Here is a 24,425-nt window from a genome sequence, read left to right as displayed (position 1 = left end):
AAAACAAAATGGAAAAGCGGACAGCCAAAGCTCTATCCGATTATGAAATTTCAGTTTTTTGCAGACAGATGGCCCTTTTGATAAAAGCAGGAATAGCCCCGCTTGAGGGAATAGAAATAATGCTGCAGGACTTTAAGCTTGATGGGGATGACTCTACACTAATGACTATCTCCCAGATTCTGAGTTCAGGTGAGAAATTCCATATTGCACTTCAGATGACAGGTGTTTTCCCGGGCTATGTAATTCATATGGTCACCATTGGCGAAGAATCAGGAAATCTGGATCTGGTAATGGAATCTCTGGCAGATTACTACGAGCAGGAGGACACCATCAGAAATAATATCAGCAGCGCCATATCCTACCCTCTTATCATGATTGGCATGATGATAGTCGTAATACTTGTCCTTATAACCCAGGTATTGCCGATCTTCAGCCAGGTATTTGCACAACTTGGAACCAGTATGAATGCATTTTCAAGATCCCTTATGACAATCGGAAGCGTTTTAAATAACTATTCCATAGTCTTTGTAATTCTAATGGTGATATTTGCCGGGGTCTGCATATTTTTTGTAAAAACAAAAGGAGGTCGTGCCGCCTTTCGCTCCATTGGCATGCACATACCTCCCATCAGAAAGATTTTCAGCGAAATATCCACTGCCAGATTTGCCAACGGCATGGTTCTGACTCTTTCAAGCGGAATGGATACCTATGAGGGTCTTCGCCTTGTCAGCAAGCTCGTTGAATATGATGAAATGTCAGCCAAAATCGATACCTGCAGAGCACTTATTGCAGATGGCGACAACTTTCCCGAAGCTCTTTTGAAAGCAGGCATTTTAAACAGATTTTATTCCCGTATGGTTGCCATAGGATTTCAGTCAGGTTCAATGGAAACAGTAATGCAGCAGATTGCAAGGAAATATTCAGACGAGACCCAGAGAAAAATGTATAACTTTATTTCGATCCTTGAACCCACGCTTGTTATCATTCTCTCTCTTATAGTAGGACTGATTCTTTTGTCAGTTATACTGCCGCTAATGGGAATAATGTCATCAATAGGATAAAAACATGGAAGAAATTTCTTTAAAGAAAAAGAATAATTTCATACTTGGACTTTTAGGATTTGTGTTACCTACTGCCACAATTATTTTACTAATTGTTATTTTCTACTTTGGCGTAAAGCAGATAAGCACCAGCACCATTGAAAAGCAGGAAAATGCCCTTCACATGGCTATTGAACGCGATATAGTACAGTGCTACTCCATTGAAGGCATCTATCCGCCAAGCCTTAACTATCTGGAGGTTCACTACGGACTTGTCTATGACAAAAACATGTTTTTCGTAGATTACCGTCCGATTGCAGCTAACATTTATCCCGACGTGACCATTTTATACGTTGGAAAACAGGGATTAGGTATAGATCGATGAAGAAGAAATTCGAAAGCAGACATACCATAGATATGCTCTTTGTTATAGCTCTCCTGTTCCTGTTTGCGATGGGAGCCCTGATGCTTATTGCCCTTGGATCGAGCATATATAAAAGAGGTGTTGATACCCTTTCCAAAAACTATGACAGACGTACGGCTTATGCCTACATCACAGAAAAGCTAAGACAATGTGACAGAGCGGGCAATATCAGTTCTTCCACATTCAATAAATCCGGCGCCCTTCGAATAGACACCACCATAGACTCAGAGAACTATGTCACTTACCTCTATGAATATGAGGGTGCGCTTATGGAACTGTTCGCCAGGGCCGATGCAGGAGATCTTCCACCGGAATCCGGCCAGAAGATCATGAATATAGATGATATGGTCCTTACTCCTAAGGGTGAAAACATACTTCTCATAACAATAACACTAACAGATGGTGAGGAGCTTACCTTTATAACCACCAGAAGATCAGGAGCACAAGAAGATTAATGAATAAAGAAATGCACAGCAAAACGAGCCTATTCCTTATGGAGCTCATCATAGCCATCCTGTTCTTTTCGATTTCAGGGGTAATCTGTGTCCAGCTTTTTGTGCAGTCACACAGCCTGTCAGAAGCTTCAGTCGAGATGAACAATTCAATACTTTGGACGCAAAACATCTCTGAAGTTTTTTACGGAAAATATGGGAGCCTGAAGGAAATATCCGACTTCTTCCTGGACAGTTCCATCGTACTTGTTTCCTACGAAAACAATCCGGAAGTAGGTACTCTGGTAATGTTTTTTGATGAAGATTTTGAGCTTATAAGCTATCCCGCAGGTAATGGGGCTTTGGATAATGCAAAATACGAACTCCTTTTATGTATCTCGGAGCTGCCCTCGTCAGAGGTTTATTCTGACACTTCCGCAGATACCTCCCGCATGAAAGGGAATGCACTGCTTGGAGAAATTGCCATATTAAAAATGGAGGATTCCACGATCATTGATCAGATTCCAAAAGACAATGATTCACGGGTTATTTCTGACAGATACGTTGATTTCTATATAGGAACAATGGAGGATAGCACAGATGAAGCGTAGACCTATCTACAGTACCCATATCGGAGCGGCCTCGATTCTGCTCATTTTTCTGGTGCTTAGTCTGATATCCTTTGCAGCTTTGGCACTGGTCAATTCAAGGGCGGATTATATCCTTAGCAAAAAGATGTTTGAAAGGTCTATCTCCTATTATGAAGCCTGCCATGAAGCAAATGGTTTTATAGCAGAAAATGATCCTTCTTTTTATTCCATGGATAAAGATACAGAGCTTAAAAAAAGCATCCCCCTAAGCGACTTCCAAACTCTTGATGTGAGTTTTAAGGCTTCAGGAGCAGACTCGACTGACAGCCTTTCTTTTAAAATAACAGAATGGTGCGTTGTGACACATGATGAAAAAGCCAATTTTGATGAGACCCTTCCAGTTATGAAGTCTTCTGAACAAGGGGGCGCTTCTTTCCGCCATAAATAATTAGCTTGTAAAGAACATCACAAAATGCTCTGTTCAAATCCCATTATATCTAATAGCCAGCATTGTAAGGTCATCAAATTGTTGTGCTCCATTTGCAAAATCGTTTACCGACTTTTTCATGGAGACAATAAGTTCCTGCGGATCATCATCTGCCAAATTAAGTGCCTTAAGCATTCTATCCTGTCCCAGCATCTCGTCATTGGTGTTTTTGGCTTCATTAAGTCCATCGGTATAAACAAACAGTACATCTTTGGCATTCATAATAAAACTATCATCCATATATTCCTGGTTCTTTATCGCTCCCAAAACTATCCCATGTTCCTCGTTTGACAACTGATAGCTTTCTCCACTTCTTTTAAACGCAGGTTTTTCATGACCTGCATTAGACTCTACTATTTCGCCTGTTGAAATCGTAAGAATTGCCAGCCACACAGTCACAAACATCATCTCATTATTATTTTCACACAGAACATTGTTCACATAATTCAATATTTCCGAGGGTTTTCTGCCTTTTTTTGAATAGTTTCTTATCTCTGTTATAGTCTTAGTCATAAAAAGAGCAGCTGGGATACCCTTTCCTGATACATCCCCCATCACCATACAAAGATGATCATCGTCAACTAAATATGCATCATAAAAATCTCCACCTACCTGCTTTGCCGGTTCAATTAAAGCATACAGGTCAAACTCTTTTTTGTCAGGAAAAAGAGGGAACTTTCCCGGAAGCATACTGATCTGGATTCTGCCTGCCACTTCAAGCTCAGCTCTTTCTCTCTCCCGTTCTTTTGTAAACTCAACAATATCTTCAATATAACCATCCATCTTCTTGGATAAAGTACAAAAGGTTTCTGCCAGAATTTCTATCTCATCTCCGGTTTTGTAATCGTCCTCCATCTCAAATTTAAATTTCTCTCTGCTCATTTTACTTACGTGATCAGCCATAATTCTTATAGGTTCAGATAATTTGGCGGAAAGAAGTTTGGAGGTTATAAATGTAATGTACATTGATATAAATATCAGAAATATCGCAACTATCAAAGCTACTGTTAAATATGTTTGAATGACTTTAGATGTATTATGAAAGTTTTCATTAACCTTGCTTAAAAGCTTTTCGTCAGGTTCATTAGCCTCATCCTCAGCAAAAAAAGTTATAACTCCCCACCCCGGTGTATCAATGTGATGATAAGCAGTAATATACTTTTTTCCATCAATCCTAACTGACCCGGTACCTGTTTTTGTTTTTATTACATCATGGACTAATGTTTCCAGCTCTGGTTTGCCAAAATCATTTATATTTTTCGCCAGGCCTTCCTCAAGCGCCAATTCCCCTTCCTTTTTTGATGATAATGTAATCATTCCATCATCATCTACGAATATCGCAAAGCTATCATCGCCTGAACTGATATTAGTGATAATATTCAACACTCTGCGAAAATTATCAAAATCTGCAGATCCATGTATAACAGCCACAAGTTCATTATCTACATATACCGGCATCCCAAATGCCATTTCAGACACGCCAAGATAATAATTTCGCCCTGCCATCTCACAATAAAAGTCCTTCTTTTCCAATGCTCCCTTATACCAACTTCGTACTCTGGGATCATATGGAAGAATATTCCCATTTTCATCCAGCTTTAAATCTGAAAAACGATCCATTTCCATGGATGTACCATTTGGAAGCACTATATAGCAGTCTTGAAGAAGGTGTCTGGATTCTACCTTCCGCTTCATTACAATACTCAGATTTACAAGTTTTCTCACAAAAGCATTAGTCCTGGCATCATTCCTTGCTTCCTCATCGGCGTAAACTATCTGAAGCACATTTTTGCCCGCATTTTCTTTAATAGGCATCATAAGTTCATTATCAGCGTACCGATCAGGTTTTATATATATATCCTTAACCATCTCTGATATATCATAGAAATCATCCTTGATTGAAGAATAAATAGATTCCAGATACAAAGCTCCGAGAATGGTCTTCGTATAAAGCGCATCTCTTGTCATACCGGTTAAGATTTCATCTGAGGTATCATCAATAACTTTATTCTGTAAATTGAATAGTCTGGTGAAACTCATGTTAAGAAACAGCATGAGAATCACTGCTCCCACTGCACAAGCAACAAGAACAGTTGATACTAAAAAAACACTTAGCTTCAGTATTTTTTACTAAGTCCACCTTCTGTAACTATTCTTTTCATCCTGTTTATACCTTCATCTTATCTCAATAAACTTAATGAAACCGGTATCCTCAAAAATATACATAAGCTCGCTCTTTACATGCTCAATTACTACTTTACCCCCTTTGCCCAAAAGAGACTGATATGTTTTCAAAATCACTCTTAATCCTGCAGAAGATATATAATCCATATCTTTACAATCCATTAAAACATCTGTTATATCAGGAATTTCAATTTCAATAGCTTTATCAAGCTCCGGCGCTGTAACTGCATCCACGCTCCCTTTTATTTTTACCTTTAATATACTTCCTTCTCTTTCCTTATAAATATTCATTTTATTTCCCCTTTTATGTCAATATGCTCAAGCTTATATGCCGATCCTTCAACTCTTACAACAGCATAGCCTGGATACACTTTCTCAAACTCCGGATGCTTATCTGCCTCTTTATGGCGTATACGGTTCACTGATCAGTATTACTTTTCCATCCTTATCAAGAACTATATTCATAAGCCTGCTACCATCCTGATCATTTGCAGGCACATAAGAATTGAATTCCTCAAGGGTAAGAAGCCTGTGCAGACCGTCAGGTGCATGCTGAGTATAGATAGGACACTGATTTGCAAGTTCGAATTCTTCGAACTTTCCATCATAGCCGCCAATCTGGTAATCATCATAAAACGCGTTAGGGTCAAGACCATACTTTTCTATCTTTTCAGTCTCACCCTCGTGTACAAACTCTACTTCGTCGCCAAGGATGCTCCGTCCCTGTCCCTTTATGCATTCTATCAGAAGTTCAGTGTAAGGCTGTCCCGCTGTTAATCCGGCACATGAAAGCTCATCCTTCCTTCCGGAAAAAGACAGAGACCCCAATGCCATAGATGCAGTCTCCGCATCTACAGCCTTTCCGGCGCCATGATATTCCAATATGTAAGCAAATACATACCTGCCATCATCTATATAGGGACTTACAAATCTGCCCTGATAGAAGACATAGTTATCATTTTCCCCAACACTCCAGAATGCATACTTGGACTTCATGCCATTGAGCCACTTCCAGTCAGGCTTGTATATCCACTCATCTTCGTCGTTTTCGCCGCCATTGCCATATATGGAGATATATTCATAATCTATGTTGCCATATATCTTTTTAATGCACTCCTCTACGTCAACATCAAATCCGTTATATTCGAAGCAGGTATTTGTGAATTTGATGTTTCCATTCTCATCTGCATCAATGCAGGTATAGGTACCATCCGGATTAATTGTAAGCTCCTGATTTATAAATCCAGGGAGTTTAGCCTTGTTTATGATGCACAGTTCGTTCTTCCCGGACACATTTCTTCCCGAGAAGCAGCCATCCTTTGTGGATACAACATAAAACGGGAGATCTAAAGGCGTATCTAATACCCAGTCCATGTCATAGCCCACATATGCTCCAAAGTCATTGCCAAAAAGCCATGAGCTTACATCCCCCGGAAGCGCCTCTACATCTTTTCCCGGAAGATGAAAAGTCATTTCGGTAGAGCCGTTATCATAGCCTTCAAGGCCGCTTGCACTTGAATACTCCTTCGGGACATCCGCAGATACGTCATAGGTAAGCTCTTCTATATCAGCTTTCCAGGTATACTGATCAACCTGTGTGCACTTTCCAAGTTTTCCGGTAAAGCTTCCATCGGCCTGCCCGTCTGCCTGCCCATCTGCTGATTCCACATAATAATCTTTGATAAAGGATCCGCTAAAAGAGCCATCCTCCTTAAATTTTATCCATGTGCGGTAATTGCTATCATAAGTATTTACAGAAGAGAGTTCAAAATCCTCTCCTGCCAGTGCACTGTATAGATCAAAATCTTCTGCGCTTTGAGCATCATCTGCTTTTTCATCTACTGGTTCTTTTGCTTCTTTGGCCTCTTCCTTATTTTTTTCATCCTTGTCGCTCTGCTTTTCAGATGGTGCCTCTTCTGTCACAGTTTCACTGCCACCTGCTGACACAGCGCTCTGTCCACATGCCGACATATTAAGTGCCATTGCTGCTGCCACAGTCAAACACATAACCGATGAAATCGTCTTTCTTTTCATTTTTTCACTCCTGACTTACTAACATATTTCCCGATGGGAGTCCATGAAAGGAGTTTGCATTGTTTTTCATAATCATCCATCATGGCCCAGAACTTGTCGTCTGAAATATTAAGTTCTTCTGACTCATTTGCATCAAAGATACCGGTAGTATTGTGATATAGTCCAATATCTCCGCCGACCTTTTCATCCGAGAAATAAAAGTCATCCCAGACGATTTCCAAGCCGTCTTTGCTCAGATGGTTTTTGCCAAAGAGAGTGATCGCTGCTCCGCCTGAGCCGCAATAATAGAAATGGTCATCTCCTATCCAGCGATAGCTGCTTCTTGCCCAGCCATCAAATACCTTGATGGGCTTATCATTCTGTAGTGAGAAAACGCTAAAAATATAGCTTTGCTTTGGAAAATCGCCATATTCTTCATCGCATCCAATAATAAGCTCTGGGATACCGTCGCCGCTTATATCATCAAGTACATATCCCACTGCCTCGGACAGGTCCCCGTCGCCGGGATACATACATTTTTCCATCAGACCGTCTGATATGTATTTGTATTTCTTATCATAATCATAGCCGGAAGTAACAACCTTATGCACCTCGTTAAGGACAGGTGCATAGTTTACTTCATAGTCTACATCTGCTCCTACATCTTCAATTCCTTCTTTATCACGAACGACGTTATTACAGTCTGTAACGAAGTTCCTCAGATCGTAAAACATATTAGTGATATTATCCGGGTTACCACTGCCAAGAAACTCGTTTTCTTCTTGAACCCCCTCATAGAATTCTACGCTTCTCATTCCGTTAGACTCGTAGTAATCCTTCAGAGAATAGTAAGTTCCATAGATTATTGGGAAGTTGCTTTCAAAATTGTTGCCTACATCTGTTCCAAACCAGAACTCATAACTGCGTCCAATATTATCACCTTCATTTTGAATATCTTCACCGATGTCTTTACCAATGGTCTTTTGAATCCAACTTCCAAGGTTTTTGCCTTCTTCATAGATTGATATGGATTTTACATTGTTCGAAGCACGAAAAGCATTAAGGATGTCATCTGATACCAGGCCCTTTAATGGATCAGGGGTATTTGCCGAAGTGCTTGAATCTCCGCCCGTCCCAAGGGCATCAGTTCTGCCACTGGCAAGTTTCATTTTTCCATCAATGGAAACACTGAGGATATCAGATGTCATATCATGGGCCTCAGTTCCTTCATCGATGAGCACTCTGATATTATCCATATTTGTAGGGAGATAGCATGGAGCATACTCCTGCGCTGCTCCTGCCTCATCCCAGTTGTATTCAAGTGCTGCCCATATCTTCTCGCCGTCTTTTACTTTTCCATTTTCAAGCAGATATGTGCTTATGAGTCCGTCTTCATACTCATAATGACTTTCTAAAATGAGATTCTTGTGATCTTTGTGCATAAGGAAAAAGTCATAGGTGCCTACTTCTTCCTGCTTATACCTGGGCGATTCGTCTTCATAGTTGATCCCAAATCCGCTAATATAAAAGTGTTCGCCATCCGCATCAAAATCATTTGTCTCAAATGCCATTACTTCATTCACGCCACCATCGTCGTCCTCGTCGAAATAGGTTATATCTGCATCCGGCATCTGCATTATCCATTCATCCGGAATGTCTTTTACAAGCTCTTCTTTAAAAATTTTCCCATCCTTATCTTCCGAGAAGAATACAGTAGCCGAGGCTGAAAACAGTGAAAAGACATTTGAGTCAAACCAGAAAGATATTCCCTGGGGATCAAGCGTCCATGAGCCATCTTCGAAATCCAGGCTCTTTTTGATTCTGTCTTTAAATCCATCAAGATCAAAGTTTGAGGGCTCTCCCATGTAATCATTCATGTCCTCGTCAACCTTTTCTTTTAACTTTGCTGCAAGGAGGTCAAAGAAGGCATCTTCATCTGATACGATGTCGGAAAGCTCTATCTCTTTTCCGCTGTCAACACTATATGTGCGAGCCAAATAAGAAATGGCATCAAAATCAAAAGTCCCACTGTTGCGGCACTGATTTACAAAACTTATGTACTTGCCATCGCACCTTCGAAGGTACGTATACCAGCTGCACTCAAATGCAGAGCCCTCAAATTCCTTTGCCTCTTCAAGGGAAACCATATAGTTGTCGTACTCACGGGCTTCAATATCAGCTCTTGCCTTATCAAGATTATCTGCAAGCAGACTGTGAGAAGCAGCATATTCTTTTTCAAGGGTAAGATAACTGTAATAATGATAAATTATTGGCTTGTTCTCATCATTCCATTCAATTCTGCTAGCCCTATTTAGCAAAAGAGCCGGTGCCCCCTCGCTAGTCTTAGCAGACTCGTTTTCAGTCAGTTCTTTTTCATCAGAATTGTCTTTGGGGGTAGAAGTTTCAGGCGCAGCTTCAGATACACTGCTCTCCTTTTGCTCAGTTTGCGCTCCACCATTATCGGTTTTGCCACAGCCAGAAAAAAGACAGCAGGTAATCGTAGACATTAGTATTAGAGATATTAGTTTTCTTCTCATCATATACCCCCATCAATACAATTTTTTATTCAAAAACACTATAGCTGATAAGCCAATATCCATCCTCTACTTCCTCAAGAAAGGCAAGTCCATTTGCTGCATAGTACAGTGTACCTTCCCTGTCAAGTTTTTCTGCTTCGTCCGCACTTAGCGAATAATACTTCTTATCGATACCTTGCAGTTCATACTCTTCCGCCGGAATTCTGTATACTTTAAAGGGCAGACGCAGGAATTTTTGGTTATACTGTCCCTTGATCTCCTGAGCATCCGACACTACAGAAAATGCGTTATTCCTAAACATCTCTCCGTCCGCAGCCGGCTCATAATACCAGTCAGTATTACCGTCATATTCAACTGTTCCGTTATAAGGATTATTGACAGTAAGGTCGTAATAATCTCCCTCTTCAAAATTGGTCCCAAAGAACCTGTCGAGAATCTCAAACATTTTTTCCCTGTCAACACCATATCTGTCATTAGAAAACTTAACACTTGAAGGATCATTTATCCTACACCACTCAAGTACAAAATGAGCATAAGTGTATGGCCATTCTTTATCTTCATAGCCTTGTTCCGAAAAATTGGACAAATAGATATTTAGCTTGCGACCAAGATCCCCTGTAAGATCTACCGGATCACCAGAAAGCTCATACGGCCATGAGTTGATAAGTCCCATATCAACGTTTAACCCGGAACATTCATAATCGCTAGTCCTAAGATATTCCGGAAAGAAATTCATATACAGGTATGTCGTTCTATAATCATACGTCTGCTCGGCGCCGTCTTTGCTTCCCAAATCAAGAAGCATGTATTGCATGTGTATATCTGCAACTCTTACGCATCCGGGTTCATAAGATTTTCCTGTTTCTTTTGCAATAAGCCTCTGAAGTTGGTGTGAATCTATAACTCCATCCTTATCGATAATGGTAAACTTTCTCCACTCTCCATCCTGCCAGGAGTAAATGGCCGTATCCCAAACACTGGAGCCGCCTGTTCCGAATGTGTAATGAACTATCTCTATCTCATCAAAGTTTCTGCATGCAAGATCAGCAAACTGGATAACTTCACCCTCATTGGGGCTTGATGAATAATCATCCGTCTTAAAAGTCCCTTTTCGTGTAAGTTCAAAGACATAATGCTGTCCCTCACGCTTTATCACATCCGGCTTATGATCACCATCAAGATCCTTGTCCTTGTACTGCGGGATTATCTCACCGATATCCCCTTCATAATCGTGATACTGGCCACCGTCAAAAAGCGTAATGGCATACTTTGATACCGCATCCTCGATGCACATCTGGCTTGTTGGCAAAATGAACTGATCTGCCAGCGTAACCCAGTCAGGGCCTCCGTCATAAGGATTCTCTTCAACCTCAGCATCCTTGGCAGTATCTGTTTCGCTTTCGGAACTACCTGCTTCAGATACTTCTTCCGCTGCCTCTGAAGCAGGCTTCTCTACAGTTTTCTCTTCGCTTGTTTTGTCGGATTTCTCCTCGCCATTTTTCTGTGTTGCTGCATCCGTAGGAGCATTTGTACTGCCACATCCCGCGAGGGACATGGCAGTCATAAAACAAACAGACAATAAAGTGATTGATTTTCTCATACTGATTCTTCCAATCGTTTTCCTTTTTGCTAATTACCTTTTTATGCACTTTCTTCCCGGAATTTCAGCACTGTATGATTTAGTCCAAGCACATATTGATATTGCATCGATTTTGCTATTACTTTCAATAATGCATAATTATTCGTGATCATCGTCTGCTTTTCCTTATCCTCATCAAACACGATGCAGGCGCCATCATCCAGCATGGTAAAAAGAACTTCCTCATCCGAAAAAGAAAACATTATCTGGTTTCTGACATTATTTCTTTTAGATGAGTTTACAGAATAAGCCACCATCTCTTCCATGCAAAGCCTTGCTCTGTTTGCCATCTTAAGAGAATATCCGTTGGTAATGGCAAAATTTTGTACCATCTTGGATGCATTTATAGCATCAGAAGAATCCACAGACAGATAAATTCTTTTCTGATCTGCCTTTTCATTTTCTTTATCAATTTTCATAAGGATAATGGATCTAACAACATTTACAATAAGAATAATAACTGCCGCAGAAAAATATGACAGCCATATATAGGGTGCCGGGAAAAGAATACTATATATATAAGCAAATACAGGCATCGTGGAGTTTCCTGCAAGAGTCAGCACTGTTGAAAAATGCTGCAATCCCCTTGTCGAGAAGTATAATCTGAAAAGTGCATTTACTCCCAATACTCCAATGCATAATGCATACATGCGTAAAGATGTTAAGCCTCCATCCGGAATTTCATCCACACCATGAAGATTAAATATAACTGCGGGGAATATCTCAAAAAAGACGATCATAGTGCCTGATAAAATCACCACCAGAATTATGCCCCACCTCATAAGTCCACGTACACCCTTTCTGTTTTCAGCACCGTTAAAAAGACCTATTATGGGTCTTACCGCACCCTGAACAGAACTCATCAGTACATTGGTCAAAGTATAGCAGAAGCTGCATACTCCTTTGATCACACCTCCATCCGGACCAAAGCTGCTTAGCAGTATCCTGACCATAATATAATTTTGCAAAACGGTAACCAGCATGGATGAAGCATCAGGTAATCCCTTTGTAATAATCTCCCATGCGTCTTCAAGACTTATCCTGGCATTTCCTGTTTTAAAAATATCAGTTCCTATGTAGAGATAAGCCATTGTCACAATGCACCTGATTGCACATGCCAATGCTGTTCCATAACCTGTTCCGGCAACACCCAGGTGAAGCACGCCTGTAAAAAATATATCCAAAATAAGATTAAGAATTCCCTCCATCAAAGCCAGCTTCATAAGTGCTTTCATCTTGCCCATGATCTGCATTTGATAGACAGCAATCGTTGAGATAAGGCCAAACGGAGTTGAAATCATGATTCCTGTTGCATAGGCTCTTGTCAGTTCATACATATCATCTGTCAGATGATATGATGCAATCAGGAAAAACACTATCGGAATTTGAATTATTGAAAGAAACAGTGCAAAAAGAACTGACAGATATTTAACTGTCTTTTTTGCCTGCATAATTCTATCCGCATCAACTTCACCGATTCTATTGCTAAGAACAGCCGAAGCCCCGGTTGAAAGGACTACAGTTATTGCTCCGATAAGTGTTTCAATCGGGGCAAAAATACTTATAGCAGAAAGCGCATCGTCTCCTACGAAATTACCCGCAACAATTCCGTCTACAGTCACAAGCAGCAGCGTAGATATATTTGTAACAATAAGTGGAGGTAAATATTCCAGGAGTTTTGCAAAAGTAAACATTTCGTCCAATGGATATTTCTTCTCTACCTCAGAATTAGCTTCATCGCCTCCAAATCTTTGTAACTTCGCCAGAATATTCTTCATTATTTTCGCCCCTCAAGTTTTTTTCTCTGAAACGATAAGCCCAATCGATTACGCCTATAAGATCCTGTATGAATTGAAAAGGATCATATCTTTCCACAGGGATTATACGTTCATCAGGAGTGCACCCTATTACATCAAAATGTATTGGATACTTTTCTTCTTTCATCGAATAAGCAATCTGCATAAACTGGCGATTACAATATCTGTTATTAGTCACAAACAAAAATGAATCTTCAGCATTTCTCTTATCACTGTTCCTGATGTAGAACTTAATTGTATCTCCAGTGTCAGCTCTTCTAATCTGTGGCTCAGTAGATGGCGCGGCAAAAATCCTGCAGGCCAAAGAATCTCCATCTTTACTGTATTTTTTTATGCACGAGATACTATTGAGATTCCTGTCACCTTTGAATTCTTCTGTTACTTCGGCTTTATCAAGATTGAATACATGGATAAAGCTCTCAGACATAGCTCCAAATTCCGTGTCACATTTAAAATCTGCCAAAGGACTTCGCTCTACAGGATTTATGGGTCTATAACAGGCAAGCCCATCAATAAAACATGTAGAATCATCTATCCATTTTTTCGCATATTCCGTCCTCTCTTTGCATGCCGTGAGGCTTCCCCCAAGGATAATAATGCGATTGTTTTTCTTTCTTAACGGTTTATTGATATCGAAAAAACCCAGTTCCCGAATAACCGGATATAAAACCTCTCTCTTACCTTCCAGTTTTTTGGGTAAAGCCAGTTCCTGCGTCTCTACCACTTTTCCATTTGCTTTAAGTCTTCCGTTGTAAACCTGTCCTATAGTATCTATGTCCACCTCCAGAATTCCAAGTAAATCCTGCAAGGGCTCCATTTTCAAAAAGTCTTCTATCTGACCGTTTATAGCATCAATCATTTCATTTATAGCAGTAGCATTTTCAGGAATGAAAAATCGAAGCATTATAAAACTCCTTCTTAGAGCAAGCACCATTATGCATAGTCTCTTAAAAAAATTATAATATTAATTCATATTTCAAAGAGGTGATATTTATATTAAAATTCCGTAAATCAGTGGCAAATTATTCTTACGCTTACTATAGCAGTTTTGATACTATCTCATTATCACAGGGCTTATGTACCCAGGATGATTCCGGTGGTACTTCCTGCAAGATGGACTTTCCATAAACCATTTCCAGTATCAGCGGAAGGTTTTCCTTCATTTCTTCAGGGTTATCTTCAAATCTATTGATCACATATATTATTACATTGCGCAAATTGTAGTTTACAAAGTCCTCGCGTTCGGTCCGATTGGTCCCCTTTGACAGAGTCAGGAAGCATTTCATTTTCTCCTCATGCAAATGGTATGCCAGCTTGAAATAATCAGGAACGTACCATGTAGACATGGACTCTGATGCTCTTTGCATATATTTGAACATGATAAGCTTTGAGGTGACAATTGTCTGTGCCCGCATCAGATAAGCATAGTTAAAGATACGATCCTCACCGAATTTCAAACCGGTCTCAAATCGTATATGATACTTATCGATTATTTTTTTATTGTAAAATTTATTGCAGGCAGAATATATAAGCATAATTCTTTTCCTTATATACTCATCCGCAAAGGATGAAATATCAGGATAAAAATGATCCTCAACTGTCGATAAACGCGAATCTCCATTCAAAAAACAACGCTCAAATCCGAATATTATTAAATCCGGCTCTTCATTCATAAGTTCTTTAGCTTTTTTAAGGAAATCTTTCTCCAAATAATCGTCACAATCGACAAAGCCTATATAATCGCCCTCAGCTACATCTATGCCTGCATTTCTGGCACCGGAAACTCCCTCATGACTCCGAAGCAGAATCTTCACTCTGGAATCATTTTTATATCTCATAATCATCTGTACAGTATCATCATCTGATCCGTCATCAACAATTATCAGTTCTCCGTCTTCCATAAGCTGACCAAGGATTGAATCAAGACACTCCTCCAGATAATCACTGCAATTGTAAGCAGGCACTATTATTGAAAGCTTCATAATGTTCTTATTTATCCCCCATAAGCATTATGTAATTAGTGTACTGTTAAATTCATAATTACCAAATTGTTTGAATCTGAATAAATCTACGTCGTCATAAAATCCTGCCAATACAAGTGTCTCCATTCATAAAATAAAGACTATAGAAATATTATTTTTCGTAAATTATATGAATTATCATATCATGATGCTACAAATGATACAATTGAGTAGTCAATTCCAATAGTTTTTATTCCCACAATTTGGTACAATAGCAATGGATTGTTGTTTTCCATCAAAAAACAATAATCGTATTATTTCGAGGGAGGTTATGAAAAATGGCAAGAAAAAGTAGCGTAGAACGCGCAGTTAAAGCAACCGGTGGTTTCTCTACCGCTCATAAGAACATTGTAGTTCAGTATGAGAATGCAGATCACAGAACAGATGATATCCTTTCCGGAATCAGAGAGGATGTTCTAGGCAAAGGTGTGAATGAATCTGATATAGTCAAGGTTGATGTTTACATCAAGCCTGAAGATCATAAGGTTTTCTACGTGGTAAATGATGATATAAACGGAAGCATTGACTTCTAAGGGGGAGGCATATTATGGCAACAATATTTGTAGTCGCCAATCAAAAGGGCGGTATTGGAAAAAGTACTACGGCAACCAATCTTGCCGGAATTCTGGGGAAAAAGAAAAAGACTCTTCTTATTGACGCTGATCCGCAGGGAAACAGCAGCAGCACCTACGACGCTAAGATAGAGGATGTTGCAACTCTTTATGATGTTATCATCGATTCTGATAAGCTTCCAATTTCTGAAGCAATTCAGCACACAGAAAACGGCGATATAGTTGCATCCGACCCTCTTCTTGTAAAAGCCGAAAAGATGCTTGACGGAGATCTTGAGGGATTCTACAGACTTAAGGATGCTCTGGATGAGCTTGAGGGATATGACTACATAGTTATTGATACTGCTCCTTCTCTGAATGTCATTCTTTACAATTGCCTTATCGCAGCTGACAGGGTAATAATCCCCGTAACCGCAGATTCATACGCAATGCAGGGTATTCAGCAGCTCTATGATACCATCATGTCAGTCAAAAAGAGACAAAATCGTGAACTCTCCATTGCAGGACTTCTGCTTGTCAGATATTCAGGTCGCTCTAACTTAGAGCGCGAAACCAGAGACAATATCGAGAAGATTGCAAAGCAGATGGGCACAAAGCTCTTTAAGACAATCATAAGAGAATGTGTTAAGACAAAAGAAGCCCAGGAGGCAAAAAAACTGCTTATAGATTATGCTCCTAAATGCAATACCTGCCTGGATTACATGGATTTCGCAAAAGAACTGATGAGAAAGTAAGTGCTCAAAAAAATAAGCGCAAACACCACATTTTGTGTTGTCTGCGCTTTTTTCATACTTTATTTCACTTTTACTTTTACAGGCTGGCTCCAATCGCCGTAATATGTCTTACCATTAGCATCATAGAGGCCTCTCATACGTACATAGAATGTACCCTTCTTGGCAAATCTGACAGTTGATGTTCTCAGATTGTAGCCATTTATTTTCTTACTCTTAACCTTTTTGTTAAAGTTCTTATTCTTACAATACTGATACTGATAAACACTAACATTATTCTGGCTCTTCCAGGATAACTTAACGTTTTTATTCTTTTTAGCCTTAGCCTTAACTTTTTCTATTGCACCGGGCTTAACTACGATATCGAATTCTGCATATTTATTACTTTCATCAAGTGTTTTTGCTGAGATTCTTGTAGTACCAACGCTCACACCTCTTACAATACCATTGGCATCTACAGTTGCAACTCTTGTATCATAGGATGTCCACTCCACTCTCTTGTCTGTTGCATTAGAAGGAGTGATAACAGCACTAAGACCGGTTGTGCCTCCAACAGCAACTTCCTCAGATCCTGCTATAGATACATCTGTTGCGAATATGGGTGCTGCCCCCCATTTAAGCTTATATGTAGTATCAGATGCTCTTTTTACAACAATATAATTAGTTCCTGCAGGAAGAGTCTGATCTATATAATGTTCTCCACTTGCCCAGGTGTAAGACCATTTCTCCAGATAATTGTTATCATTGATATAATAATGCTGATTGTCGGTGCCGGAAAAATATAATCTGATAGTTCTTTCTGTAGTAAGATTTATTTTGTAATAATCCTTATCATCATTCGCACATAAAAAACCTGTAATCTCAGTATTTTCCGGTAACTGCATTGCTTGATCAAAGATGTTATTAGGCTCTTTCTCATTATTGCCTGCAGCATTGAATTTTGCCTTTACCTTGTATGAGCCTTGCTTTCCTTCTTCATCAGTGATTTTTAATGTATACTGTCCCTTGACAAGCGCTACTGATCTTTCTTCTGCGGAATTCCCCGTCTCGGGATCCATTCTAAAGAAATAGTCACCGGTCGCATCCTTATTAAAAAGTTCAACCTCAATGAATCTTCCCCAGTGTCCATTTATGTCGTCGTTCTTACATATAACAGATAGGTATCCATCTGAAGGAAGTGTAATAGTATAATAATGATATTGCGCTGAATTTGTAGATGTAAATTTACCTTCCACAAACTGATTATTTGTCGCCAGATTAAAAAACTTCTCATTACTGCCTGCAGATACTGACAACTTGAAACTCCCCAAAACAACCATCATGGTAAACATGACCGCAAAAGCAAACAGGGCTTTTGCTTTAACAAAACTTTTTTTCATTTTTCCCTCCATAAAATTTTAATTTTGCGTAAATTATTATACAAAAAATAAAACCTCGCTGCAAATAAAACAGCAAGGTTTTTAGATCAAGTTTGTATTTACGCAGATACCATATCAGGTTTATTACCTGTATAGAGCTGATAGTATCTTTGCTTCAGTTCAAGTAATTCTTCGTGTGTTCCCATTTCAACGATTCTGCCCTGTTCAAGAACCACAATACAGTCAGAGTTCTTAACTGTTGAAAGTCTGTGGGCAATTACAAAGGTTGTACGTCCATGCATCAGCTTATCCATACCATCCTGAACAATCTTCTCTGTTCTGGTGTCAATGGAGCTTGTAGCCTCATCCAGAATAAGAACCGGCGGATTTGCAATAGCTGCTCTAGCAATTGCAAGAAGCTGTCTCTGACCCTGGGAAAGATTAGCTCCATCACCTGTAAGCATCGTGTTATATCCCTCAGGAAGACGCTTGATGAAGCCATGGGCATTGGCAAGCTTGGCTGCTGCCTTGACCTCTTCATCCGTTGCATCCAGTTTGCCATAACGGATATTATCAGCTACTGTTCCGGTAAACAGATGTGTATCCTGCAGAACCATTCCCAGTGATTTTCTAAGATCAGCCTTCTTAATCTTATTGATATTGATATTATCGTATCTGATCTTACCATCCTGAATATCGTAGAAACGATTGATCAGATTGGTAATCGTGGTCTTACCTGCACCGGTTGAACCAACAAGAGCAACCTTCTGTCCCGGTTTTGCATGAAGAAGAATATTGTGAAGAACCATCTTTTCATCAGTATATCCAAAGTCAACATCATTGAAAGTAACATCACCTTCCATGGGCTGATAGGTAGTTGTTCCCTCAGCTTTATGATAATGCTTCCATGCCCAATGTCCTGTGAATTCTTCTGACTCAACTATCTGTCCATTTTCTTCCTTTGCATTTACAAGCATTACATAGCCATCATCAGTTTCAGGCTTCTCATCAATGAGCTTAAATATTCTCTCCGCTCCGGCAAGAGCCATGATAATACTGTTAAACTGCATTGATACCTGGTTGATTGGCATAGAGAAGCTCTTATTAAATGTCAGGAAACTTGCAAGTCCGCCAACGGTAAATCCTAAATACTGGTTCAGTGCTATAGCACCACCGATAATAGCGCAGATAACATAGCTTAGGTTACCAATCTGAGCAACAATCGGCATAAGAATGTTGGCAAAAGCGTTAGCCTTATATGCACTCTGGTAGAGTTCTTCGTTCAGCTCATCAAACTTATTTATAACTTCATCTTCATGACAGAACACCTTAACAACTTTTTGTCCGGTCATTATTTCTTCTATATAACCGTTAAGTGTTCCTATATTTCTCTGCTGATCAACGAAGTTCTTACCGGAAACCTTTGTGGTTTTAGCTGTAACAAAAAGAGTTACACCGACCATTGCAATCGTCACAATTGTAAGAGGAATGCTCAGTACCAGCATTGATACAAAAACGCTTACAATAGTGATCGCACTGTTTAAAAGCTGGGGTAAACTCATTGAAATCATCTGTCTTAAGGTATCGATATCATTCGTGTAAATTGACATGATATCACCATGAGCATGAGTATCAAAATACTTAATAGGTAATGATTCCATATGCTCAAACAGCTCTATTCGAAGATTTCTCAGAGTTCCCTGGCCTACAAAAATCATAAGCCTTGCCTGAATGAAGGACGCAACAACACCCAGCGCATAAAACATTACAACTCGTCCTATAGCATTGGCCAAAGGACCATAGTCAGGATTAGCCTGACCTATAAGCGGTGTAATATAGCTGTCTATAAGTGTCTTTGTAAAAAGAGTACCCTGAACGCTTGCTACTACGGTAAGTATAATACAGGCTATTACAATCACCAGATGAAGCGTATAATCCTTCAAAACATATCCCATAATCCGCTTAAACAAGGCACCGGGATTTTCTATATCAGGTCTTGGCGCGCCTCTGCCGGGACGTTGTCCCGGACCGCGTACTTCTTTAATTTTTTCTTCTGCCATCTGTCTTCCCTCCGTTATACCTTCTCATCAAAATCCGCATCGCCACTGCTGCCAACCTGAGAATCATAAACCTCACGGTAAATGGTATTGTTTTCAAGCAGATTCTCGTGAGTATCAAAACCATCAATGCGCCCGTCATCCATAACAATAATACGGTCACATCCCTGAATACTTGATATTCTCTGTGCAATGATAAGCTTTGTAGTATTAGGTATCTCTTCTGCAAAAGCTTTTCTTATTTTGGCATCGGTTGCAGTATCTACAGCACTTGTTGAATCATCAAGAATTAAAACCTTGGGCTTTTTTAGAAGTGCTCTGGCTATACATAATCTCTGTCTCTGGCCGCCTGATACATTAGCTCCGCCCTGTTCGATAAAGGTATCGTAACCATTTGGCATTTTTTCAATAAATTCATCGGCACAGGCAAGACTGCAGGCTTTTCTTACCTCCTCGTCCGTTGCATTTTTATCACCCCAACGAATGTTTTCATAAATTGTTCCACTGAAAAGAACATTCTTCTGAAGTACAACAGATACCTGATTTCTCAGAGTTTCCATGTCATACTTTTTAACATCAACACCTCCGACGAGGACTCTTCCTTCGTTCACGTCATAAAGTCTGCTGATAAGATTGACCAGTGTTGATTTGGAAGAACCGGTTCCACCTATTATACCGATGGTCTCTCCGGACTTAATCTCAAGATTTACATCCTTAAGAACAGGCTCCTCGCTTTCCACATTATAGGAAAAATTGACATGCTCGAAGGCAATACTTCCATCCTTTACCTCTGTTATTGGCTTTTCAGGATTATCTATGCTTGTCTTTTCATCGATTACTTCTATGATACGTTTGGCACTTGCCTGAGACATGGTGATCATAACAAATATCATTGAAAGCATCATAAGACTCATCAGAATATTCATACAATAGGTCAGAAGACTCATCATCGCTCCTGTTGTAAGCTCTCCTGATACGATCATATGTGCTCCAATCCAGCTTATGAGAATAATACAGATATAAACAGTACCTGTCATAACAGGTCCGTTAAGAGTAACTATTTTTTCTGCTCTTACAAACATTTCATAGATATTCAGTGCTGCTGTTCTGAATTTGCTCTTTTCATATTCCTCACGGACATATGCTTTAACAACTCTGATGGCTGAGACATTTTCCTGTACGCTCTCATTGAGCTTATCGTATTTTTCAAATACTTCCTTGAAATATCTGGTAGCCTTGTTCAACATTATGACAATGATAACAGCAAGGCACAAAACCGCGATAAGATAGATGGATGCCAGCCTGGGACTTATAATAAATGACATAACCATGGCTATTATCATGGAAGCCGGTGCTCTCATAGCCATTCGAAGAATCATCTGATATGAGTTCTGGATATTTGTAACGTCTGTTGTAAGTCTCGTTACAAGTCCTGCTGAAGAGAACTTATCGATATTAGAAAATGAAAATGTCTGAATATTATCAAACATACGCTTACGAAGATTTCTTGCAAGACCGGTAGATGCTTTCGAACCAAAAACAGCACCTCCTACTCCCGCTGCCAGACCAAAAAGCGCAACAACAATCATCATAAGACCTGTCCGGATTATGTAATTCATGTCTGCGCCGCTTATACCAAGATCAACTATACGTCCCATCAGTATCGGGATGATCATCTCAGCGATAACCTCTCCGATCATACACACGGGAGTAAGAATACTTGGAAGCTTGAATTCATGTAACTCCCCAAGAATTTTCTTAACCATTTACTCACCTTCCTTATTTTTTTACCGAAAAACAGAACCGATATTCGGTTCTGTTATCTGTACCTATATTATATATAAAAATTGTGTTCAATTTGTTAAGCATGAATTAATTATTCTTTAATAAAAGTACGAACATTAACTCCATTTACTTCGATATGATCATCCACTTCAATCACAAGACACTGACGACCATCAATGATTCTTGACTCAACAAGATCTGCCCTGTCAGGCTTAACCTTAATCACCACATTGGGTGCTTCAATATCAAACTTCCTTGTATTTGCAATATTCATCGCAAGGAGAGGCTGCTCAACCTCACCTACAATTTCCTGATAATTATGATCAAAATAATTCATTCTCTCCTCAGGAACACCGCTGTCAGATAATAGATGTTTTACATCCTCCTTTGATAACTCAAAGGTAACTTCATCCTCTTCATGATCCTCCAGCATTGTATTCAGATTCTCATGAATATTCCTCATAACATCATAGTCAGCTTCCTCTCCTATGGTGTTCTCCACAAGGGCCTGGAACAGAGTCTTCTGATCCGGTGCTGACATGGGTGCTCTTCCACCAAAAAGCGCCTCTACAAACTCAGGCTGCAGGTCATCAGGCTTTTTTGTGAAATACAGCATATTATGGATATCCGCATTTCGTTCTATGAATGCAGGGAATAAAAATCCCTTTGCCGGTCCGTCCACAACCCAGTCACGGTATCTGTCCTCTATATCATTTGTCTTCTCATTATATCCAAGACCTGCCTTGGAAAGCTTAACGGGGCAGATACTGCAGAGCATATAATCATAGATATTCTCTGAAGCGTCCTCCATCTCTATTCCATCGCGTGTCATTCCCGGAATATCATAGATCGCATGAACAAGGATAATGAAATAATTCTCTTCAGCAAAATAATTAGCTATTATTTTGTCATAGAATTCATCTATCAGAGCATCATCCTCTAAATGGGAATCACGAAGGCGCAGCAAAAACTCCTGCGTTCCTCCCTCACCTTCCTGATCAAGTGGAAATTCCAAATTAATAAGACTTTTACCGAAAACTCCTGAAAGAGTGTGTTTGAAGATGTCCAGATATTTGAACATTTCTTCCTCAGGAATACTGCCAAAGGCCTTTTTAAAAACAAGTTTCTTGTTCTTTTCCCCATCAACATAACACCCGCAGATGTGATCTATCGTACATCTGTCGGGTGTAAACTGTTTCCTTATTTCTAATACTTCTGCTTTATTCATTTAGCTTATCTTTATTCCTTTGCCATAAATTTATCGCACATCTCGCGAGCAAACTGAACAGGATAGAGCTGGACCATTACTGAATCTATAAGACCTGAAATAGTCATCTTGAAAGCAATCTTAACGAAATTATCATAATCCGTTTCAAAACTCTTCTCAAAAATCTTGATACTATCGACATCAATCCTGTTGACAACAGGTGTACTAATATCTGTAGGAACCCCAAGCATCATGGAAAGAGATGTAGCAGCTGCTCCCATCATCTGGTTCATAGCCTCTGAAGCAGCAGATAAATGAAGATCTGAAATCTCACAATTGGTATTGGTTCCATCCCCGCCCATCATAAGATCTGTCATGACCTTTACATCATTCTCCTTGAGAATTAGCACGTTGTTACCTGTAAGTCCTTTTACATAATGTATCTGAACAAATATACAGGTATTCTCATAGTCATCTAGTGATTCGCTCCTCTTGATGACATTCACATTGGGAGTGGTTATATCAACCTTCCTGTTAACCATCATACTGAGTGTTGTTGCGGAATTACCCATGCTGATGTTGGCAATTTCTCCTAAAATGTCAATCTGTTCGTTTGTAAGTACCTGATCCATAAGAACCCCTCGCTCCTTGTATAATCAGTAATATATATCGCTAGACATCACGTATATACTACTATTTTATGCCATTAGCTCTGAGGTGTAAAGAAAGATTGTATTTGGGATTTCTTAATTTTCTATAATATTTCTGAGTTCTAATAATGAATTTATTTTTTTATAGTATAGTCCCTTTACCTCTTCTTCATCATCATTCTGATCAGGAATGAAAATCGTCTTAATTCCTGCCATAGAAGCAGATTTTACTCCATTTGGTGCATCCTCAACCGCAATGCAGTTCTCCTTTGGAACGCCAACCTGCTCAGCGGCATACAAATAAATATCCGGCTGCGGTTTTCCTTCCCTGACCATAGTTGCACAGCATATCTTGTCAAAATATTGAAGAAGTCCCACTTTTTCCAGATATCTTGTCGTTCTCTCTTCATCGGTAGCTGTAGCGGTTGATATCAGTATTCCTCTGTCTTTAAGCCACTGGAGGATTTCTTTGGCGCCCTTCTTTATGCCAATCCCTTCCTTTGCCACAATTTCTTCAAAAAGCTTTTTCCTGTAATTTCTTACCTCATTATAATCAAAGCTTTCTCCATACCACTCCTTAAAACGCAATGGAGCAAATGGTCTCCCCAAGCTTCTTAGCTGCAGGGCCTGCTCTCTTGTCATGGAAAACCCAAAGTGCTCAACGGCCTTTGGCCAGACTATCTGATAGTATTTCTCGGTGTCTATCAGAGTTCCATCAAGATCAAATAAAACTGCTTTTACTTCCATATGTTTCCGCTCTCCAAATAACAAATTACTTATTACAATTCACTGCTTTTAAACTACTTACATAATGATATTAAACTTCCTTGATTAAATTAATATACAAATTGTGATTTTTTACAATTATTTGTGATTATTTTT

Annotated in this window: 22 protein-coding genes; 7 read left to right on the top strand and 15 right to left on the bottom strand. The window is 39.5% G+C overall.

The window, feature by feature from the left end:
• Positions 1-8: 8 nt before the first annotated feature.
• Genes T501_RS04075 through T501_RS19970 form a run of 5 tightly spaced genes read left to right on the top strand, consistent with a single transcriptional unit; the run spans position 9 to position 2,933 of the window.
• Complete coding sequence (locus T501_RS04075) at positions 9-1,061, top strand: type II secretion system F family protein (RefSeq protein WP_026511532.1); 1,053 nt, start codon at positions 9-11, stop codon at positions 1,059-1,061.
• 4 nt (positions 1,062-1,065) lie between these two features.
• A complete protein-coding gene (locus tag T501_RS04070; protein ID WP_026511531.1) occupies positions 1,066-1,425 on the top strand; it encodes a hypothetical protein in 360 nt (119 codons plus the stop codon).
• Positions 1,422-1,919 (top strand): DUF4860 domain-containing protein, encoded by a 498-nt coding sequence (locus T501_RS04065; protein WP_044913423.1) that lies wholly within the window; start codon positions 1,422-1,424, stop codon positions 1,917-1,919. The genes T501_RS04070 and T501_RS04065 overlap by 4 nt, the downstream gene beginning before the upstream one ends.
• Positions 1,919-2,506, top strand: a complete 588-nt coding sequence (locus T501_RS19975) for a hypothetical protein (RefSeq protein ID WP_050008123.1) — start codon at positions 1,919-1,921, stop codon at positions 2,504-2,506. The genes T501_RS04065 and T501_RS19975 overlap by 1 nt, the downstream gene beginning before the upstream one ends.
• Positions 2,496-2,933 carry a hypothetical protein gene (locus T501_RS19970; RefSeq protein WP_050008122.1) on the top strand — a complete coding sequence of 146 codons (438 nt, stop codon included), beginning with the start codon at positions 2,496-2,498 and terminating at the stop codon, positions 2,931-2,933. Before T501_RS19975 ends, T501_RS19970 begins: the two co-directional genes overlap by 11 nt.
• A gap of 33 nt (positions 2,934-2,966) precedes the next feature.
• On the opposite strand, the gene T501_RS19965 is transcribed toward T501_RS19970, so the two are convergent.
• From T501_RS19965 to T501_RS04015, 9 genes are all read right to left on the bottom strand, one after another.
• Positions 2,967-5,012, bottom strand: a complete 2,046-nt coding sequence (locus tag T501_RS19965; RefSeq protein WP_197027914.1) for a SpoIIE family protein phosphatase — start codon at positions 5,010-5,012, stop codon at positions 2,967-2,969.
• A 135-nt stretch (positions 5,013-5,147) separates the two neighbouring features.
• On the bottom strand, positions 5,148-5,447 hold the full coding sequence (locus tag T501_RS04045; protein ID WP_044913422.1) for an STAS domain-containing protein: 300 nt from the start codon (positions 5,445-5,447) through the stop codon (positions 5,148-5,150).
• Positions 5,444-5,578 carry a hypothetical protein gene (locus T501_RS22825; protein WP_442856339.1) on the bottom strand — a complete coding sequence of 45 codons (135 nt, stop codon included), beginning with the start codon at positions 5,576-5,578 and terminating at the stop codon, positions 5,444-5,446. The genes T501_RS04045 and T501_RS22825 overlap by 4 nt, the downstream gene beginning before the upstream one ends.
• Positions 5,559-7,190: a hypothetical protein gene (locus tag T501_RS04040; protein WP_044913420.1), complete on the bottom strand. Its 1,632-nt coding sequence runs from the start codon at positions 7,188-7,190 to the stop codon at positions 5,559-5,561. Before T501_RS04040 ends, T501_RS22825 begins: the two co-directional genes overlap by 20 nt.
• Positions 7,187-9,709: a hypothetical protein gene (locus T501_RS04035; RefSeq protein WP_155994780.1), complete on the bottom strand. Its 2,523-nt coding sequence runs from the start codon at positions 9,707-9,709 to the stop codon at positions 7,187-7,189. Before T501_RS04035 ends, T501_RS04040 begins: the two co-directional genes overlap by 4 nt.
• A gap of 22 nt (positions 9,710-9,731) precedes the next feature.
• The gene (locus T501_RS04030; protein ID WP_044913416.1) at positions 9,732-11,306 is read right to left on the bottom strand and encodes a hypothetical protein; all 1,575 of its coding nucleotides are present in this window, start codon (positions 11,304-11,306) and stop codon (positions 9,732-9,734) included.
• Positions 11,307-11,347: 41 nt separating this feature from the next.
• A complete protein-coding gene (locus T501_RS04025; RefSeq protein WP_044913414.1) occupies positions 11,348-13,123 on the bottom strand; it encodes an MATE family efflux transporter in 1,776 nt (591 codons plus the stop codon).
• Positions 13,080-14,066 (bottom strand): hypothetical protein, encoded by a 987-nt coding sequence (locus tag T501_RS04020; protein ID WP_044913411.1) that lies wholly within the window; start codon positions 14,064-14,066, stop codon positions 13,080-13,082. The genes T501_RS04025 and T501_RS04020 overlap by 44 nt, the downstream gene beginning before the upstream one ends.
• A gap of 133 nt (positions 14,067-14,199) precedes the next feature.
• Positions 14,200-15,144 carry a glycosyltransferase family 2 protein gene (locus T501_RS04015; RefSeq protein ID WP_044913409.1) on the bottom strand — a complete coding sequence of 315 codons (945 nt, stop codon included), beginning with the start codon at positions 15,142-15,144 and terminating at the stop codon, positions 14,200-14,202.
• Between the two features lie 317 nt (positions 15,145-15,461).
• Between T501_RS04015 and T501_RS04010 the strand changes: the two genes are divergently transcribed.
• Entirely contained in the window at positions 15,462-15,716 is a 255-nt protein-coding gene (locus T501_RS04010; protein WP_026511519.1) for a DUF6465 family protein, read from the top strand.
• A gap of 14 nt (positions 15,717-15,730) precedes the next feature.
• Positions 15,731-16,489, top strand: coding sequence for a ParA family protein (locus T501_RS04005; RefSeq protein ID WP_026511518.1), 759 nt, complete (start codon positions 15,731-15,733; stop codon positions 16,487-16,489).
• 59 nt (positions 16,490-16,548) lie between these two features.
• On the opposite strand, the gene T501_RS19960 is transcribed toward T501_RS04005, so the two are convergent.
• The 6 genes from T501_RS19960 to T501_RS03975 all read right to left on the bottom strand — a co-directional run bounded on the left by T501_RS19960 (position 16,549) and on the right by T501_RS03975 (position 24,290).
• Entirely contained in the window at positions 16,549-17,865 is a 1,317-nt protein-coding gene (locus tag T501_RS19960; RefSeq protein ID WP_050008120.1) for an Ig-like domain-containing protein, read from the bottom strand.
• Positions 17,866-17,963: 98 nt separating this feature from the next.
• Positions 17,964-19,904: an ABC transporter ATP-binding protein gene (locus T501_RS03995; protein WP_026511516.1), complete on the bottom strand. Its 1,941-nt coding sequence runs from the start codon at positions 19,902-19,904 to the stop codon at positions 17,964-17,966.
• 14 nt (positions 19,905-19,918) lie between these two features.
• Positions 19,919-21,667 carry an ABC transporter ATP-binding protein gene (locus T501_RS03990; protein WP_044913408.1) on the bottom strand — a complete coding sequence of 583 codons (1,749 nt, stop codon included), beginning with the start codon at positions 21,665-21,667 and terminating at the stop codon, positions 19,919-19,921.
• Between the two features lie 110 nt (positions 21,668-21,777).
• Positions 21,778-22,914: a DUF4317 domain-containing protein gene (locus T501_RS03985; RefSeq protein WP_026511514.1), complete on the bottom strand. Its 1,137-nt coding sequence runs from the start codon at positions 22,912-22,914 to the stop codon at positions 21,778-21,780.
• An 11-nt stretch (positions 22,915-22,925) separates the two neighbouring features.
• Positions 22,926-23,525: a flagellar motor switch phosphatase FliY gene (gene fliY / locus T501_RS03980; RefSeq protein WP_026511513.1), complete on the bottom strand. Its 600-nt coding sequence runs from the start codon at positions 23,523-23,525 to the stop codon at positions 22,926-22,928.
• 114 nt (positions 23,526-23,639) lie between these two features.
• Positions 23,640-24,290, bottom strand: coding sequence for an HAD family hydrolase (locus tag T501_RS03975; RefSeq protein ID WP_044913406.1), 651 nt, complete (start codon positions 24,288-24,290; stop codon positions 23,640-23,642).
• Between the last annotated feature and the right edge of the window lie 135 nt (positions 24,291-24,425).

Source organism: Butyrivibrio sp. WCE2006 (assembly GCF_000701985.1).
Taxonomy (GTDB): Bacteria; Bacillota; Clostridia; order Lachnospirales; family Lachnospiraceae; genus Butyrivibrio.
This window is presented reverse-complemented; position numbering and strand designations above follow the sequence as displayed.